Source organism: Xanthomonas sp. BRIP62418 (assembly GCF_003993495.1).
In the GTDB taxonomy this organism is placed as follows: domain Bacteria; phylum Pseudomonadota; class Gammaproteobacteria; order Xanthomonadales; family Xanthomonadaceae; genus Xanthomonas; species Xanthomonas euroxanthea.
The window spans coordinates 16564-34192 of sequence record NZ_QEZG01000049.1; the positions used below are offsets into that span (position 1 = coordinate 16564).

The following is a 17629-nucleotide window of genomic DNA, read 5'->3' on the forward strand; positions in this document are numbered from 1 at the left end:
CGGCAACACGGTGGGAGAAGCGGCACTGCCGCTGCCGAAGGCGCAACAGCCCGTAATCGCTCAGGCCCGATACCATCCGCAGTACAACTCTGGAGAGACCGGCCGATGCCGGCGCCGAAGGGGCACGGAACGCAGGCAGGCCCAGCGCCATGCCGCGTTCTTAAACTCTCAGGCAAAAGGACAGAGGGGCGCGAGGAAGACTGTCGCTGCGACAGGAGGTGATGCGCTGCGCGCGTCACGCCGGTCCGGTGGTTGTCGACCATTCGTCTGCCCCCTGCCCCGGATGCCCGCCATGTCCCAGACCACGTCTTCCTTGCGCGACCTCGAACACCACAGCGCGTTCGTCGAACGCCATATCGGCCCCAACGACGCAGAAATCGCACAGATGCTGGACGTGGTCGGCCACGCCTCGCTGGATGCGATGACCGATGCGATCGTGCCGGGCAACATCAAGTCGCCGGCGGCGCTGGCGCTGCCCGAGGCGATCACCGAAGAAGAAGCGCTGGCCAAGATCCGCGCCATTGCCGGCAAGAACCAGGTGCAGCGCAGCTTCATCGGCCAGGGCTACTACGGCACCCATACGCCGAAGGTGATCCTGCGCAACATCCTGGAAAACCCGGCCTGGTACACCGCCTATACGCCGTACCAGGCGGAGATTTCGCAAGGCCGCATGGAAGCGCTGATCAACTTCCAGACCCTGTGCGCCGATCTCACCGGCATGCAGATCGCCAACGCCTCGCTGCTGGACGAGGCCACCGCCGCGGCCGAAGCGATGACGCTGGCCAAGCGCTCGGCCAAGTCGAAGTCGGAGACCTTCTTCGTGCACGACGCGGTGCATCCGCAGACCCAGGAACTGCTGCGCACCCGCGCCGAGCCGCTGGGCATCGTGCTGCGCGTCGGCACCCCGGAGGAAGCGCTGCAGGCCGAGTGCTTCGGCGTGCTGCTGCAGTACCCGGACAGCTTCGGGCATATCGGCGATCACGCCGCGCTGGCCGATGCGGTGCACGCGCAAGGCGGGCTGGTCGCGGTGGCGACCGATCTGCTGGCGCTGACGCTGATCGCCGCGCCCGGCGAATGGGGTGCGGACATCGTGGTCGGCAATTCGCAGCGCTTCGGCGTGCCGTTCGGTTTCGGCGGCCCGCATGCGGCCTTCATGGCCTGCCGCGATGCCTACAAGCGCTCGATGCCGGGCCGGCTGATCGGCGTGTCGATCGATGCCGCCGGCAACCCGGCCTATCGCCTCACCTTGCAGACGCGCGAACAACATATCCGCCGCGAGAAGGCCACCTCCAACATCTGCACCGCGCAGGTGCTGCTGGCGGTGATGGCCTCGATGTATGCGGTCTACCACGGCCCCGCGGGCCTGACCCGCATCGCGCGGCGTACCCATCGCCTGGCCGCGATCCTGGCCGCCGCCTTGCGCGGTGCCGGCGTCACGGTGGGCCAGCACTTCTTCGACACCCTGCACGTCAAGGCGATCGATGCCGACGCCATCCACGCCAAGGCCCGCGCCGCCGGCATCAACCTGCGCGCGATCGACAGCGAAGCGGTCGGCATCAGCCTGGATGAAACCAGCACGCGCGCCGACGTGGTCGCACTGGCCGCGTTGTTCGGCGCGCAGGCAGATGTGGACGCGCTCGACGCCGCCACCGCCGACGCGTTGCCGCAGGGCCTGCTGCGCAGCACACCCTTCCTGACCCACCCGGTGTTCAACACCCACCACAGCGAGCACGAACTGCTGCGCTACATGCGCTCGCTGGCCGACAAGGACCTGGCGATGGATCGCACCATGATCCCGCTGGGCAGCTGCACGATGAAGCTCAACGCCACCGCCGAGATGATCCCGGTGACCTGGCCCGAGTTCGGTGCGATCCATCCGCTGGCACCGGCCGAGCAATCGGCCGGTTACGCGCAGCTGATCGATGAGCTGGAAGCGATGCTGGTCGAATGCACCGGCTACGACGCGGTGAGTCTGCAGCCCAACTCCGGTGCCCAGGGCGAGTACGCCGGCCTGCTGGCGATCCGCGCCTATCACCGCTCGCGCGGTGAGGCGCACCGCGATATCTGCCTGATTCCCGAATCCGCGCACGGCACCAACCCGGCCTCGGCGCAGATGTGCGGCATGACCGTGGTCGTGACCAAGTGCGATGCCAACGGCAACGTGGACGTGGACGACATCCGCGCCAAGGCAGAGAAGTACTCCGGGCGCCTGGCCGCGTTGATGATCACCTACCCGTCCACCCACGGCGTGTTCGAAGAGGACGTGGTGGCGATCTGCGAAGCGGTGCATGCGCATGGCGGCCAGGTCTATACCGACGGTGCCAACATGAATGCCCTGGTCGGCGTGGCCAAGCCCGGCAAGTGGGGCTCGGACGTGTCGCATCTGAACCTGCACAAGACCTTCTGCATTCCGCATGGCGGCGGCGGTCCGGGTGTGGGTCCGTGCGCAGTGAAGTCGCACCTGGCGCCGTTTTTACCGCGTACGCTGGGCGGCGAAGGCGACGTCGGCATGGTCAGCGCAGCCAGCTACGGCTCGGCCTCGATCCTGCCGATCAGCTGGATGTACGTGACCATGATGGGCAGCGCCGGCCTGCGCAAGGCAACCCAGGTGGCCCTGCTCAACGCCAACTACATCGCCAAGCGCCTGGCGCCGCACTACAAGACGCTGTACACCGGCCGCAATGGCCTGGTGGCACACGAGTGCATCCTGGACATCCGCCCGCTGGAAAAGACCAGCGGCATCGGCGCCGAGGACATCGCCAAGCGCCTGATCGACTTCGGCTTCCACGCACCGACCTTGAGCTTCCCGGTCGCCGGCACCTTGATGGTGGAACCGACCGAAAGCGAATCGCAGCATGAGCTGGACCGCTTCATCGACGCGATGATCCAGATCCGCGAGGAAATCCGCGCCATCGAAGACGGCCGCCTGGACCGCGACGACAACCCGCTCAAGCACGCCCCGCACACCGCCACGCAGGTGTCGGCCAGCGAGTGGACCCACGCCTACCCGCGCGAACTGGCCGCCTTCCCGCTGCCCAGCCTCAAGCAGCAGAAGTACTGGCCGCCGGTCGCACGCGTGGACAACGTCTACGGCGACAAGAACGTGATGTGCGCCTGCATCCCGGTGGATGCCTACAAGGACGATGTGGAGGCGTAAGCGCTGCCCTGTCGCGCTGACGTGTGGCATTCAAACCCAGCCCGGGAATTGCCGGGCTGGGTTTTTCGTTTCTGGCGGCAGCAGTCAGTGTCTGGACGCATCGCGCGTTGCTGGCAAGCGCCTGCGCCGTAGCCTGGCACGGCTTGGGTGGGGCCATCAAGCGACGCCAAGGCTCACTGTCGCGGTCACTGCGAAAGGTGATTGAACGGCAGAAGCGTCAGTGGCAGGGCGGCTGATCTGCAGCCTGGCTGCAGGATCGTGCTGCTCACCATCCACGGCGTTCGAAAGCGTGTGTCAGCCGCGCTTGGTCGGGCGGACTGCGCGTTTTCCTTCCCTACACGTGCACTCGCGATGATGTGTGTCCGGGATAGGACACAACAGACCGTGATCAAGCGCGACAGAGGTTCATTGAAACGCAACCTGGCCAGCCTGCTGCTTGCAGGCCTTGCGTTGACCGCGTGCGCACCACGCCGCCCTGGCGAGGTGCCGGCGCTGGTGCATGCGGCCGATGCGCAGGCCGAGGTGGTGCAGACCGATGCCGGTGCAGTCCGCGGTGTCGCCGGCGCGCAGGGGCGGGTGTTTTTGGGCGTGCCGTTCGCCGCGCCGCCGGTGGGCGCGTTGCGCTTTCGCGCCCCGCAAGCTGTGCCCGCCTGGAAGGGCGTCCGCGATGCCACCCGGGCCGGGCCGGCCTGTCTGCCGCGGTATCGCTTCGGGCAGAAGCAGATATCGGAGGATTGCCTCACCCTCAACATCTATGCGCCGCCCGGCCCGGCGCCGGCGCATCCGCGCCCGGTGATGGTGTGGATCTACGGTGGCGCGCTGGAGCTGGGCAGCAATGTCGACTACGACCTGAGTGCCTTGGCGGCGCGGCAGGACGTCATCGTGGTGGCTCCCAATTACCGGCTGGGGGTGTTTGGTTTCTTCGCGCATCCGGCGCTGCGTGGCGAAGGCGAAGGGGCCTATGCATTGCTCGACCAACAGGCCGCGTTGCGCTGGGTGCAGCGCAATATCGCCGCCTTCGGTGGCGATGCCCACAACGTCACCGTGTTCGGTGAATCGGCCGGTGCCTGGAGCATCTGCTATCAGCTCGCCTCGCCGGGCGCGGCCGGTCTGTTCCAACGCGCAATCCTGCAGAGCGGCAGCTGCCTGGCCAGCGATTCCAGTGTGCCGCGCGCCGAGGCCGAGCGCGGCGGTGCGCGCATGGCACAGACGCTTGGCTGCGCGCATGCAAGCGATGTGGGCGCGTGCCTGCGCGCATTGCCTGCCGATACCGTGGCCGATGCCAAATCCCAGCGACGCGGCCTGACCGGCAGCGATGCCTGGGCGCCGATGTCTGGCGGTGACGTCTTGCCGTTGCCGCCCGCCGAGGCGATCGCCAACCTGCACCATGTGCAGGTGCCGGTGCTGATCGGCACCAACCGCAACGAGGGGCGGCTGTTTGCGCAGTTGCTGTCCTATGTGGGCAAGCTCAACCTGCGCAGCGGCTATGAGGCACGCCTGCAGCGCATGCATGCCAACCCGACAGCGATCATGGCGCGCTATGCAGACATTGCCGGGCAATCGCGCTGGGATGCATTCGCCGACATCGTCACCGATGGCGGCTTCGCCTGCCCGACGCGTCGGCTGGGCCAGGCCTTGCGTACCCGCACGCCGGTGTATGCGTACGAATTCGACGACCCCCAGGCGCCGTACGGCCTGTGGCGTCTGCCGTTCTCGCATCCGCTGGGCGCGTATCACGCCTCCGAACTGGTGTACCTGTTCCAGCGGCCGTGGGTGCTCAGTGGCGAGCCGGCGTTCACTCCGGCGCAACAGGCCTTGGCCGATACGCTGCAGGATTACTGGGGCGCGTTCGCGCGCACCGGCGATCCAAATGGAGCTGGGCGTCCGCCGTGGCCACGCTTCGATGGCGACGCTCCGTTGACGCTGTCGCCCGGCAGGATCGGCGCAACGCCCGACTTCGCGCAACGGCATCGCTGCGCGTTCTGGGATGCACAGGCAACGCTGACGTCACCGCACGCGACCGCAACGCCGGCACAGTCACCCTCGCATTGATCGCATCATCAGGAGCCACCCATGCCCGTTTCCACTTCATCCCCCTGCCCCACGGTGCGCCTGCGCAACGGACGCAGCGTGCCGGCACTCGGGCTCGGCTCATGGAACCTGGGCCAGGGCCGCCACGCGCCGCAGCAGGAGATCGATGCGCTGCAGACGGGCCAGCAACTGGGCATGCGCCTGATCGACACCGCCGAGATGTACGGCAATGGCCGGTCGGAGCAACTGATCGGCCAGGTGATGGATAGCGTGCAGCGGCCTTATCTGGTGTCCAAGGTCCTGCCGAGCAATGCCAGCGCGCGCGGTATCGCGCGTGCCTGCGAGGCCAGCCTGCAGCGGCTCGGCGTGCGTACACTGGACCTGTATCTGCTGCATTGGCGCGGCGGCAGCGATCTGCACGAAGTGGTCGATGCCTTCGAGGCCTTGCGCGATGCCGGCAAGATCCGCGACTGGGGCGTATCGAACTTCGATGTCGATGATCTGCAGGACCTGTGGCGCATCGATGGCGGGCAACACTGCCTGGTCAATCAGGTGCTGTATCACGCCGGTAGCCGCGGCATCGAGTTCGATCTGCTGCCGTGGTGTGCACAGCACGAGGTAACGGTGATGGCGTACTCGCCATTGGGCAGCCGCGCATTGCTGGATCATCCGGTGCTGCACGCGATCGGCGAGCGACGCGGCGTGGCTGCAACCGCCGTGGCGCTGGCGTGGGCGATCCGCAGCGGGCAGGTCATTGCCATTCCCGAATCGGGCACGCCTGCCCATGTGCGCGAGAATGCAGCAGCATGCACGCTGCAACTGGACGCGCAGGATCTTGCCGACCTGGACCGTGCATTCCCGCCGCCGACACGCAAACAGCCATTGGATCTGCTGTAGCCCACATGTAACGCTTGGGCCCGCTACATGCGTTCGCAGACAGCGCGCCGGATCATTGCGTGACCTACGCATCAGCCCGCTGCGATCCAACGCAAGCTTTCGGCTGCATGTGAGTATTCGTTCGCATGCAGACACGTGCATTTAACAGCACCACTCCCACGCTCAACGGATCAGCCCGCATCCCAGCCCGCCAGAGTGGAGTCCCCATGGCCAAGTCCCCCAGCAAGCCCGCGCAACTTCCATCCACCGCTGCTGTCAGCGCAACTCCCGAGACGCTGCGCGGCACGGGCGACGAATTGCACCAGAAGGCCGGCGGCACGCATCCGCAGCTGACCACCAACCAGGGCATTCCGGTTGGCGACAACCAGAACTCGCTGCGCGCCACGCCGCGCGGGCCGACGTTGCTGGAAGACTTCATCCTGCGCGAGAAGATCACCCACTTCGACCACGAGCGCATTCCCGAGCGCATCGTGCATGCGCGCGGTAGCGCGGCGCACGGCTATTTCGAGCTGACCAAGTCGTTGAGCCAGTACACCACCGCCAAGATCTTTACCGAGGTCGGCGAAAAGACCCCGTTGTTCACGCGTTTTTCCACTGTCGCCGGCGGCGCCGGCTCGGTGGACACGCCGCGCGACGTGCGCGGGTTCGCGGTGAAGTTCTACACCAAGGAAGGCAACTGGGATCTGGTGGGCAACAACATCCCGGTGTTCTTCATCCAGGATTCGATGAAGTTCCCCGACCTGATCCACGCGGTGAAGATGGAGCCGGACCGTGGTTTCCCGCAGGCCGCCAGTGCGCACGACACCTTCTGGGATTTCATCTCGCTGAGCCCCGAGTCGATGCACATGATCATGTGGGCGATGAGCGACCGCACGATCCCGCGCTCGCTGCGCATGATCGAAGGCTTCGGCATCCACAGCTTCCGTTTCCTCAATGAAAATGGCGACAGCACCTTCGTCAAGTTTCATTGGCGCCCCAAGCTCGGCCTGCAGTCCACGATCTGGGACGAGGCGGTGAAGATCGCCGGCGCCGACCAGGACTTCCATCGTCGCGATCTGTTCGAGGCGATCCAGAACGGCGATTTCCCCGAGTGGGAGCTGGGCGTGCAGCTGTTCACCGAGGCGCAGGCCGAGGCCTTCCCGTTCGATCACCTGGATTCGACCAAGGTCATCCCGGAAGAACTGGTGCCGCTGCAGATCGTCGGCCGCATGGTACTGGACCGCTGGCCGGACAACTTCTTCGCAGAGACCGAGCAGGTGGCGTACTGCCCGGCCAACATCGTGCCCGGCATCGACTTCAGCAACGATCCGCTGCTGCAGGGCCGCCTGTTCTCGTATCTGGATACGCAGCTGAGCCGTCTGGGTGGACCGAACTTCCACCAGATCCCGGTCAATGCGCCCAAGTGCCCATTCGCCAATAATCAGCGCGACGGGCACATGCAGATGGGCGTGCCCAAGGGCCGTGTCGCCTACGAGCCCAGCTCGCTGCAGGCCGATGCGCCGCGTGAGGCGCTGCGTGGATTCCCCAGCCACGCAACCCCGGCCGAAGACGGCGCCAAGGGCCGCGTACGCGCAGAGAGCTTTGCCGATCATTACAGCCAGGCGCGCATGTTCTTCCGCAGCCAGACCGTACCGGAACAGGCGCACATGGCATCGGCGCTGGTGTTCGAGCTTTCCAAGGTGGAAACCCCGCACGTACGCGAAGCCATCGTCGGTCACCTGCGTCACATCGACCCGACGTTGGCGCAGCGTGTGGCCGATGGCATGGGGATGACCGCATTGCCGCCGGCACCGCCGGCGGCGGTCGCTCCGACCGACATGCCGTTGTCGCCCGCCCTGCAGTTGATCGGCAAGATGAAGGACACCTTGCAGGGCCGCACCGTGGGCATCCTGATTCACGATGGCTCCGACGCGGCGACGATCAAGGCCGTGCGCAAGGCCGCCGAAGCCGCCGGTGCCACGGTCAAGATCGTCGCGCCGAAACTGGGCGGCGCCAAGCTCAGCGACGGCAAGCAACTGGCCGCCGATGGTCAGCTGGCCGGCACGCCGTCGGTGATGTTCGATGCGGTGGCGGTGCTGCTGTCGTCGGAAGCAGCCAAGGCGCTGACACGTGAATCGGCAGCGCTGGATTTCGTCAGCAATGCCTGGGCCCATCTGAAGGCGATCGCCTTCGACGATGGCGCGCAGCTGCTGCTGAAGGCCGGCAATGTCGGCAAGGACGCCGGCGTGATCGCCGCAGCGGATACCAAGGCCTTCATCACTGCCGCCAAGACCCGCCAGTGGGCACGCGAACCGAAGGTGCGCATGCTGGCGTAACCGCATCCGCATAGGCTGCACAGACTTGGGCGCGAACGACTTCTACGTCGTTCGCGCCCAAGGCGTTTATGCGGGCAGCAATTCATCCTCAACGGAAAACCAGCGCATCCTCTGCAACGGCCAGCCTTCAACCCGTCTTTTGGCCGCGTCTCATAAACGACGCAGCGATTTGGAATCCGGCTGTCTTTACGTTGTTGCGCGGCCGTGTCTTTGGGGTGTCGGCGCGCGCGGCCAGGTCGGCATAGAGCCGCGGGCTGCGGTTTGGCTGCAGAGCCCTTGCCCGCCCACCCTCGCGGGACACGCCGCAAGTACGTCCGTGTAGGCTCTTACGCGGCATCCATGCCGCGTAAGGTCCCGCGACGGTGAGCGGGCAAGGACCAGTCAAGATGGTCGGTGCGCAAAGTGAAGAGCGGTGCACGCTGCAGATTGCTCGCTACTGATGTGCCGGCGCAATGTCAGACGCACGTCGAGCGATAGGCAGCTTTTCACGCGGCCACCGACCGCGCGCTCGACTGGTCAGGCTTTTGACTACATCTAACAAACGAGACTGCGACTCGGAATCTCGGCTGCCTTTGTGTCCTAGGTCTTTGCGGGATTGGGTCGCGTGGATGGATGCTGGTGTAGAGCGGTCGACGCTGCGAGTTTGCTGCAAGGCCCTTGCCCGCCCACCATCGCGGGACACGCCGCAAGCACGTCCGTGTAGCAGTCGTCTTGTCAGATGCGCTAGGACGCTTCGGCGGGAAACTGCGCAGCGTTCGCCAGCGCGCGGTACTCGCGTGGCGTCATGCCCACCGCCAGCTTGAATTGCCGCGCAAAGGCGCTTTGATCGCTGAAGCCGCAGGCATGCCCGATTTCGGTCAGGCTCTTGTTGCCGTGCAGCAGGTGCATCGCCATCTGCAAACGCAGCTTGGCCAGCACCTGTTGCGGGGTCAGCTGAAACACCTTGCGGAACGAGCGCTGCAGCTTGGACATCGAAAACCCGGTGATCTCCACCAGTGCCTGCATGCGCACGTTCTGCGCGTAGTTGGCGTTGAGGTACGCCAGCGCGAGCCGCAGTTTTTCGTACTGCGATTCGTGCCCGTCCTGCGGTCCCAGATCACGCGAGATGCCGATGATGCCCTGCACCTTGCCGTCGACCAGCAGCGGACGTTTGCAGGTCAGGCACCAGCCCGGTTCGCGATTGGCGAACAGATGCAGTTCCAGCAGGTTGTCGATCACTTCGCCGGCCAGCACCTGCTCGTCCTGGTTGGCGTAGTTGGTGCCCAGACCGCTGGGATAGACCTCGGCAACGCGCTTGCCGATCAGGTCCTTGCGCGACTTCAGCCCCAACCGCCGCAGCATGGTCTGGTTGACGTGGGTATAGCGGCCCTCGCGATCCTTGACGAAGAACAGCACGTCCGGCACGGCATCGAACAACGCTTCCAGATCGGCAGGATCGATGCTCTTCATGCAGGACGTCATGCAGGACTGGACTCGGGATCAGAAAAGACGCAGCTGGCGATGACACCTGCCGCCGATGCAGGCCGTAGCGCATGCAGCGCCATGATACGCCGCGCGCATCAGACGCCGCCGCCCGCGCTCAGCGCGGGTTGTCGGCCACGTTGGCCGCGGCCGGCGCGGCCTTGCTGTCCACCGCCGCAGCCGTGGGATTGCCGATGCGATCCAACGGCACCTGCTGCGCGCGCCAGCCACTGACCACCGCCGCACCGGACTGCGAGCCGACCTGCACCTGCAGGCGCGCACTGCCGCCGGGCGCGATGAACTCGACGGCGCAATCGCCGGCGGCCATGCAGCTGTCGGCGGCAAGCGGATCCACCAGCTGCCAGCCCTGCTCCATCACCGCCTGTGCGAATGCGCGGTAGCCCATGCCGGACTTCAGCGTGGCCGGCAGCGGCACGCTCGGGTCGCTGGCCGCGTCGGTACCGGCGGCAGTCGCGGGTGCCGAAACGGGCGCACGCGCGGGCACCGTGGGCCGCGATGCGGCATTCAGGGCAGGACTACAGACTAGGGCGAGCGCCCACAATGAGGGGCGGAACAGCGTGCGCATGCGAACGGTCCTTGCGGCCTGCAGGGAACTGGGGAAGTTAAAGAATCGCTATTTTGACATGGCGCGCGTGCGCTGCGGCACTGCTGGCGCCGGCCATTCAGCCGGGCGCAGTGATCCAGGCCAAGTCTATCAGCCACAAGCGGACTCATCCTTCAGGCGTCATCGACCTTGACGCCTACCTGTGAATATCGTCCGGCAGGCAACGCGCGACTGCACTTGCGACGGGGGGCCGATCGAACCATCCCATCCAGGGCGGGCACCGCGCCCGGTCGCCATCCTTGCGAGCGCGTTGCATCATTGCGGTTTGCGCGTGGAGTACCCGATGCCCGATACCACCTCTCCCGCTTATGCGGTTGGCCAGCTGTGGCGCTGCCGTGGGCGCACCGCGACGGAGACGCCGTTGCTGCTGATCAACCAAATCGATGTGCATCCCCACGGTGGCCAGATCCTGCACGTGAGTATCAGCGACATCCGGGTGCGTCACGCGGGATTGCCCGATGGAATCCTCGACACGCTGCCACACATCCCGGTGATTGCGCAGACCCTGGAGCGCAGCGCCGCCGAATACGTCGGCGATGCCGCGCCCACCCAGGATTACCTGCCGGGCTATGCAGAATGGAAAGCCGCCTTCGACGCCGGCAATGCCGGCTCGTTCGGGATCGCGGTGGCGGAGATCCTGCAGATCGTGGAAGGCCAGTTGGCCAGGCGCGATCAGCAGCGACGCTGACCAAGCCCGGCGCCTGTCGAAACACTGAAGCCCGGGCCGTCACGCTGCATCAGCCCACCAACCGGCACGCCGCCCCAGGCGGCGTGCCGGTCGCACCCTCACTGGCCGATATGCTGCTTCAGCCAGCTGTTGACGGTGTCGTGCCACAGCACGCTGTTGTCCGGCTTGAGCACCCAATGGTTCTCGTCCGGGAAGTACAGGAACTTGGAGTCGATGCCCTTGCGTTGCAGCGCGGTGAACGCGGCCAGGCCCTGCTCGACCGGGATGCGGAAATCCTGCTGGCCGTGGATGACCAGCATCGGCACCTTCCACTTGTCCACGTGCAGCACCGGGTTGAACTTCTCGTAGCCGGCCGGGTTCTGCCACGGCGTGCCGCCGTTTTCCCATTCGCTGAACCACAGTTCCTCGGTGGCATAGCCCATGGTGCGGTTGTCGAACACGCCGTCGTGGTCGACCAGGCACTTCCACGGCTGGTTCCAGTTGCCTGCCATCCAGTAGACCATGTAGCCGCCGTAGCTGGCGCCCAACGCGCAGGCCTTGTCGCCGTTGAGGAAGCCGTACTGCTTCTGCGCGGCGGCCCAGCCCTTCTGCAGGTCTTCCAGCGGGCGGTCGCCCCAATGCTGGCTGATCGCGTCGGTGAATTCCTGGCCGTAGCCGGTGGAGCCGTGGAAGTCGATCATCACCACCGCGTAGCCCTGCCCGGCATAGGTCTGCGGATTCCAGCGGTTGCTCCAGCCGTTGCCGAAGCTGCCCTGCGGCCCGCCGTGGATCAGGAATGCCACCGGGTAGGTCTTGCCTTCCTGGTAGTTGTACGGCTTGACCACGTAGCCGTGCACGGTGTCGTTGTTCCAGCCCTTGAACTGGAACTGCTCATAGTCGCCGAACTGCACGTCCGGCAACAGCTCGCCGGCGCTCTGGGTGATCGCACGCAGGCCCTGGCCCTGCACGTCGCTGACAAACACCTGGTCGCCGCTCTTGAGCGAGTTGCGGGTGAACGCCAGCGTGGTGCCGGCCAGCGTCGGTGCATGCACAACGCCCTGGCCGACCAGTTTGGTCGGGGTGCCGGTGGCGATGTCGATCTTGAACAACGGATGCTCGCCGAGGTCGTCGGCGCTGGTGTAGATGCTTGCGCCGTCATCGCTCAACACGATCTCGCCGGCCGAGCGGTCCCACTTGGGCGCGATCTCGCGCGTCTTGCCGCTGGCCACGTCCATCGCCATCAGGCCGAAGCGGTCGGCCTCGAAACCGGGGCGCTTCATCGCGCGGTAGTACAGCGTCCTGCCGTCGCTGCTGAACACCGGGCCGGCATCCCAAGCCGGGTTGGCTGCGGTCAGATTGACCGGCGCGGCCTTGCCGGCCGCATCCAGGCGGTACAGGTCGAAGTTGGTCTGCCACGGCTCGTCGTTGCCGGTGGGCTTGCCGACGGCCTTGGCGTTCTTGCCCGCTTCCGGGCCATGTGGCTGCGGGATGCGCACGCTGGCCACCACGCTGGCGCCATCGGGCGACCAGGTGTAGTCGTCGTTGCCGCCGAACGGCTTGGACGGCGCATCGCCGGCCAGCGTGGCGCTGATCGCCGAGGCGCCGACCACGGCCTTGGCGCCGGCAGCCGGCAGCTCGGCGACGAACAGCGTATTGCGGCGGCCGTCGTTCCAGGTATCCCAGTGCCGCACGAACAACTGGTCGTAGACCACGCCGCTGGCCTTGGCGTTCTTGACGCTGGCGAGTTTGGTCTTGGTGCACGCCAGGTCCGAGCCGCAGTCCTGGAACACGCCGGCACTGAAGGCGATGCGCTTGCCATCGGGCGAGAGCTTGTAGCTGTCCACGTCCACTGGGAACGCGGTCATTTGCTGCGGCGTGCCGCCAGTCATCGGCTGTGCGTACAACTGCTGCGTGCCGGATTTACTGCTGAGGAAATACACCGTCTTGCCGTCCGGCGACAGCGCCGGGCTGTTGACGTTCCAGCCGTCGGGCGTGAGCCGCCTGGGAGGCGCTGCATCGCGGGTACGCAGGTTGCGCGTCCACAGGCCGGTGGACGGCTTGCCGTTGCTGCTCTTGGCCTGCCGCTTGGCAAACACCAGCACGCTGCCGTCGGGGCTGAGCGTGGGCGAGGACACCCGGTCCAGCGCGACCATGTCGCGCACATCGAATCCGCGCGCGGCGGCAAGACTTGGCAAGGTAGCCAGCAAACACAGGGGCAATACGGCGTGACGCAGCTTCATCGAGAGTTCCCGCAACGGCAAAACGCCGATGGTAGGCGTTGCTGCAGCGCACGCGCAAAGGTAGGAGGTCATGCGCACACAGGTGCCGCACGTTGCTGCGCCCGGTAGCGGCCCGATGCGCGCCGTGCGCATTGGAGGTCTGGCAACGGCGCCCTACGCTGCAGCGCAGGTGGCGCTCAGAACGTGAGCTTGGCCTGCAGCCCAACCACCAGTGCGTTGTGCGTGCGGGTATAGGCGTAGGTTCCGGGGTTGACGATGTATTGCACGTCCGGGCGCAGCATCAGCCACGGCGTGAGCTGCGCGCTATAGGCGAGCTCATAGAGCTCTTCGGCAGCGCTCAGGCCGACCAGTGGCGAATCGGCCGGCACGCCGGCATCGATCGACTCGGCGCGGCGTGCATCGAGCAGCCGATGATTGATCCGGCCGGCCACATAACCCAGGGCGATGCGGTCCTGCGTGCGTGCGCCAATGCCCTGGTACACGCCACCGACCGAATACCAGCGTGTCATCAGCGCACTGTCGTGGTCGCTGGCCATGAACTGGGCGAATCCGGTCAGGCCGATGCTGGCGTCCGCTCCGGGAGTGAGCAGCTTCTGTTCGACCAGCAGATAGGCGCCGTCGCGTCCGGTGCTGCGGCTGGTATCCAGCCCACGCCTGGCGACCGTCGAGGAGTCGTAATAGCCACCGAACTTGTACACGCCCGGATAGCGCGAGGCGGCCGGCTTCCAGGTGAATTCGAGCGGGAAGATCGCACCGGTGGTGCCGCTGGCGAACGGCTTGAACGCGTAGGTGTCGCGGGCGCCGAAGCCCAGATTCGGATTGACCTGGAACCAGCCGGCATGCAGGTTGAGCTGCGGGGTCAGCTGCTGCGCCCCTTCGATGCCCCAGCGCGCGGCCGGGTAGTTGTACCAGCCACTGTTGGCCGAAAACGCCAGCGGATGCGCGCAGAACGCGGCATTGACGAAGTTCACCAGCAGCGTGTGCGAGGCAAACTGGTTGCCCATCGCATAGAAGCCCAGTTTCAGATACGTGCCGCCCTGGTGGAAGCTGCGGTCGTAGCTGAACTCACTCAGGCGGGTGTACTGGCCCCCGTACACTTCCTGGATGGGGAAGCGGTTGCCCACTAGGTCGGCGGAAGTGCTGCGGCCGCGGCGGTCATTGATGGTGACATGCAGGTTGCCACCGTCCCAGCCGGCGAGTTTGGCCATGTCCAGATCCACGCCCACCCGCAGTTGCTGCGCATAGCGCGCACTGTTTTTTTCGTAGCCGCCGTCCACCACGCCGAACGTCTCGGACACGTAGTCGCCGCGAACGCTCACTCCGTGCTCGGCCCAGGCGGACCGACGCCCGCCCCAATCGCCGGTCAGCGTGGTGTCGCCCGCGGCGACTGCGGTGGCCGGCAGTGCCAGCAGCAAGGCATAGCCCAGCGCACTGCGGCGCGGGAAAAAAGTCAGACGATGCATCGTGGTTCTCTGAGTCGGGGCAGCGTGCACCGCCGGCGGTGGCAATGCAGGGCGGTGATGCCCGGGCGCCGCTGCGGTAACGGGACCGTTGGCCGGATGCGCCAGGCATCCGGCCGTCGGGTTGCGCCAAGCGCGGCTGACACGCCGGTGCGCGCCCGTCAGGCGCGCGCGGTGTGTTGGCCGCTCCAGGACCACGCGAGGCAGATGCCGGCGTGGTCCTGCGTGGGCGGTGGGTCAGTGCGCGTCGGGCAAGGTGTAGGCGATGACGTTATCGCCACGATCGGGCGACTGCCGCGCACCGCCGGCACTGATCACCACGTACTGTTTGCCGGTCTTGTGCGAGACGTAGGTCATCGGCCCGCCCTGACTGCCGACCGGCAGGCGGCCCTTCCAGAGCTCCTTGCCGGTGCCGCTGTCGAACGCGCGCAGGTAGTAGTCCTGGGTGCCGGCGATGAACACGAGCCCGCCCTGCGTGGACAGCGTGCCACCCAGCGTCGGCATGCCGATCGGGATCGGCAGATGCATCTTGATGCCGAACGGGCCGGTGTCCTGCACCGTCCCCACCGGCACCTGCCAGGCGATGCTGCGCGTCTTGAGGTCGATGGCGCTGAGCGTGCCGTACGGCGGCGCCTGGCATGGAATGCCCAGCGCCGACAGGAAGCGGTTCTTGTTGACCGCATACGGCGTGCCCTTCAGCGGCACGGCGCCCATGCCGGTATTGACTGCCTCGCCACCACCGGACGCCTCGGCCTTGCGGGTGTCGGCAGGAATCATCTGCACCCACAAGCCCAGGCGCATGTCGTTTGCGAAGATGACGTCATGCACCGGGTCGGTCGACAGGCCACCCCAGTTCATGCCGCCCAGCGAGCCGGGAAAGCTCAGCGACACATCGGTGCCCGGCGCGGTGTACAGGCCTTCATACCGCATCTGCTTGAACGCGATGCGGCACAGCATCTGGTCGATCGCGGTCGCCCCCCACATGTCCGATTCGGTCAGGTGCTTAGTGCCGATCTGCGGCATGCCGACCGACAGCGGCTGGGTCGGCGCGTACTGCTCGTGCGCAATATCCGAGCCTTTCACCGGCACCTCCCTGACCTCGGTCAGCGGCTTGCCGGTGGCGCGATCGAGCACGTAGATCTGCCCGGCCTTGGTGCCGATGACCACGGCCGGGGTGTGGCTGCCGTCCTGGTTGGGGAAGTCGATCAGGCTGGGCTGCATCGGCAGGTCGAAGTCCCACAGATCGTTGTGCACGGTCTGGTAGACCCACTTCTCCGCACCGGTGGTGGCATCCAGTGCCAGCACCGAGGCGCCGTAACGGTGATCGAGCGCGGTGCGCTCGGCGCCGTACAGATCGGTCGATGGCCCGCCCAGCGGCAGGAACACGGTGTTCATCGCCGCGTCGTAGGACATCGGTGCCCACACGTTCGGCGTGCTGCGCACATAGCTGCTGCCGGCGGCCGGCGCCTGGCGATCATGCGGATTGCCCGGGTCGAAGGCCCAGCGCTGCGCGCCGGTGACCACATCGAAACCGCGCACCACGCCACCGGGCATGTCGGTCTGCACGTTGTCGGCCACGCGTCCGCCCACCACCACGGTGGTGCCGGCCACCAGTGGCGGCGAGGTCAGCTGGTAGAACGGATCCGGCGCAGCGCCCAGGCCGGCCTTGAGATCGATCTGGCCGTTGCTGCCGAAACCCTGGCAGAACGCACCGGTGTCCGCATCCACCGCGATCAGGCGACCATCGATGGTGTTGGTGAACAGGCGGCGACGGCAGTTGGCATCCTGCGCCACCGTCACTGCGGTGATCGGCGAGGGGTTGGCCACGCTCGGCGTCGGCAACGCGGTATCGGCATCGAAGTAGCCCAGGCCACGGCAGCGCTGCCACACCGACGAGGTCGCATTGATCTCGCGCCGCCACAGCTGCTTGCCGGTGCTGGCGTCGAGCGCAATCAGATTGTTGTGCGGTGTGCACAGGAACACGGTCTCGCCCACCTGCAGCGGGGTCAACTGGTCTTCGGCACCGTTGCCGTCGCTGTTGGCGATCTCGCCGGTGTGGTAAGTCCAGGCGACCTGCAGCTGGCCGACATTACTGCGGTTGATCTGGTCTAGCGCAGCGAAGCGGCTACCGCCATCGGTATTGCCGTAGGCGGACCAGTTCCGTTGCGCGCTTGCCGGCTGCACCGCCGTCATGCCGGGCCCGTGCTCGCCTGCCACCGGCGGATGCGGCACGAACATGCCGCCGATACCGGCCACGACCGCCAGCGCCAGCACCGTTGCCACGCCATAGGCAGTACGCCCGGCCGGCAAGGCCCGGCTACGCCGCAGCGCCGGCCAGGCCAGCGCCACCAGCACGGCGAACGCCGCAGGCAGCATCAGCCGCGAGATCAGCGGCCAGAACTCCAGCCCCGCCTCCCAGAGCGCCCAGACCAGCGTCAGCACGAAGGCGGCGCCGTACACCAGCGCACCGGCCGGCCGACGCAGCACGATCAGCACGCCGGCCACGGCGGTCGCCAGGCCCATCAGCAGGAAGTACCAGCTGCCGCCCAGGCTGGCCAACCTCGCGCCACCCAGCAGAAAGATCAGCCCCACCAGCGCAATCAGCATGCCCAGCACCAGCAGCAATGCCCGGCCCGGGACCGGCAACTTCGATTTCGTTTCCACGTTGCAACACCTCGATCAGGAGATTCCGCCCTGCACTGCGCCCGGCATTCCGATCTGGATGCTGCAAGGTGCCCGCACGGCGGCCAGTAGAGGCAGCATCACTGCCCACTTT

Annotated in this window: 10 protein-coding genes and 1 riboswitch; of the genes, 5 read left to right on the forward strand and 5 right to left on the reverse strand. The window is 66.4% G+C overall.

All coding sequences use genetic code 11. The features are described 5' to 3' along the window. Window positions 1-79 precede the first annotated feature (79 nt). Window positions 80-194, forward strand: a riboswitch (glycine riboswitch). A gap of 89 nt (window positions 195-283) precedes the next feature. From gcvP to EO174_RS18420, 4 genes are all read left to right on the forward strand, one after another. Continuing rightward, the gene (gcvP, locus tag EO174_RS18405; protein WP_206515090.1) at window positions 284-3157 is read left to right on the forward strand and encodes an aminomethyl-transferring glycine dehydrogenase; all 2874 of its coding nucleotides are present in this window, start codon (window positions 284-286) and stop codon (window positions 3155-3157) included. A 354-nt stretch (window positions 3158-3511) separates the two neighbouring features. After that, window positions 3512-5209 carry a carboxylesterase/lipase family protein gene (locus EO174_RS18410; RefSeq protein WP_126946559.1) on the forward strand — a complete coding sequence of 566 codons (1698 nt, stop codon included), beginning with the start codon at window positions 3512-3514 and terminating at the stop codon, window positions 5207-5209. A gap of 21 nt (window positions 5210-5230) precedes the next feature. Beyond that, window positions 5231-6085, forward strand: coding sequence for an aldo/keto reductase (locus EO174_RS18415; protein ID WP_126946562.1), 855 nt, complete (start codon window positions 5231-5233; stop codon window positions 6083-6085). A gap of 206 nt (window positions 6086-6291) precedes the next feature. Further along, window positions 6292-8400, forward strand: a complete 2109-nt coding sequence (locus EO174_RS18420; RefSeq protein WP_126946565.1) for a catalase — start codon at window positions 6292-6294, stop codon at window positions 8398-8400. Window positions 8401-9123: 723 nt separating this feature from the next. Here the strand turns inward: EO174_RS18420 and EO174_RS18425 are convergent. Then, a complete protein-coding gene (locus EO174_RS18425) occupies window positions 9124-9849 on the reverse strand; it encodes an AraC family transcriptional regulator (RefSeq protein ID WP_119129211.1) in 726 nt (241 codons plus the stop codon). Between the two features lie 130 nt (window positions 9850-9979). Further along, on the reverse strand, window positions 9980-10447 hold the full coding sequence (locus tag EO174_RS18430) for a hypothetical protein (protein ID WP_126946568.1): 468 nt from the start codon (window positions 10445-10447) through the stop codon (window positions 9980-9982). Window positions 10448-10769: 322 nt separating this feature from the next. Between EO174_RS18430 and EO174_RS18435 the strand changes: the two genes are divergently transcribed. Next, window positions 10770-11174, forward strand: a complete 405-nt coding sequence (locus EO174_RS18435; RefSeq protein WP_241240044.1) for a hypothetical protein — start codon at window positions 10770-10772, stop codon at window positions 11172-11174. Window positions 11175-11272: 98 nt separating this feature from the next. On the opposite strand, the gene EO174_RS18440 is transcribed toward EO174_RS18435, so the two are convergent. The 3 genes from EO174_RS18440 to EO174_RS18450 all read right to left on the reverse strand — a co-directional run bounded on the left by EO174_RS18440 (window position 11273) and on the right by EO174_RS18450 (window position 17517). Beyond that, entirely contained in the window at window positions 11273-13393 is a 2121-nt protein-coding gene (locus EO174_RS18440) for a S9 family peptidase (protein WP_126946571.1), read from the reverse strand. 176 nt (window positions 13394-13569) lie between these two features. After that, a complete protein-coding gene (locus tag EO174_RS18445) occupies window positions 13570-14856 on the reverse strand; it encodes a carbohydrate porin (protein WP_126946574.1) in 1287 nt (428 codons plus the stop codon). A 234-nt stretch (window positions 14857-15090) separates the two neighbouring features. After that, complete coding sequence (locus EO174_RS18450) at window positions 15091-17517, reverse strand: glucose/quinate/shikimate family membrane-bound PQQ-dependent dehydrogenase (protein ID WP_241240045.1); 2427 nt, start codon at window positions 17515-17517, stop codon at window positions 15091-15093. Window positions 17518-17629 lie beyond the last annotated feature (112 nt).

Bases quoted from the DNA above. Each gene is read 5' to 3' on its own strand.
- gcvP (WP_206515090.1), top strand. From the start codon at position 284: ATGCCCGCCATGTCCCAGACCACGTCTTCCTTGCGCGACCTCGAACAC.
- EO174_RS18410 (WP_126946559.1), top strand. From the start codon at position 3,512: ATGTGTGTCCGGGATAGGACACAACAGACCGTGATCAAGCGCGACAGA.
- EO174_RS18415 (WP_126946562.1), top strand. From the start codon at position 5,231: ATGCCCGTTTCCACTTCATCCCCCTGCCCCACGGTGCGCCTGCGCAAC.
- EO174_RS18420 (WP_126946565.1), top strand. From the start codon at position 6,292: ATGGCCAAGTCCCCCAGCAAGCCCGCGCAACTTCCATCCACCGCTGCT.
- EO174_RS18425 (WP_119129211.1), bottom strand. From the start codon at position 9,849: ATGAAGAGCATCGATCCTGCCGATCTGGAAGCGTTGTTCGATGCCGTG.
- EO174_RS18430 (WP_126946568.1), bottom strand. From the start codon at position 10,447: ATGCGCACGCTGTTCCGCCCCTCATTGTGGGCGCTCGCCCTAGTCTGT.
- EO174_RS18435 (WP_241240044.1), top strand. From the start codon at position 10,770: ATGCCCGATACCACCTCTCCCGCTTATGCGGTTGGCCAGCTGTGGCGC.
- EO174_RS18440 (WP_126946571.1), bottom strand. From the start codon at position 13,393: ATGAAGCTGCGTCACGCCGTATTGCCCCTGTGTTTGCTGGCTACCTTG.
- EO174_RS18445 (WP_126946574.1), bottom strand. From the start codon at position 14,856: ATGCATCGTCTGACTTTTTTCCCGCGCCGCAGTGCGCTGGGCTATGCC.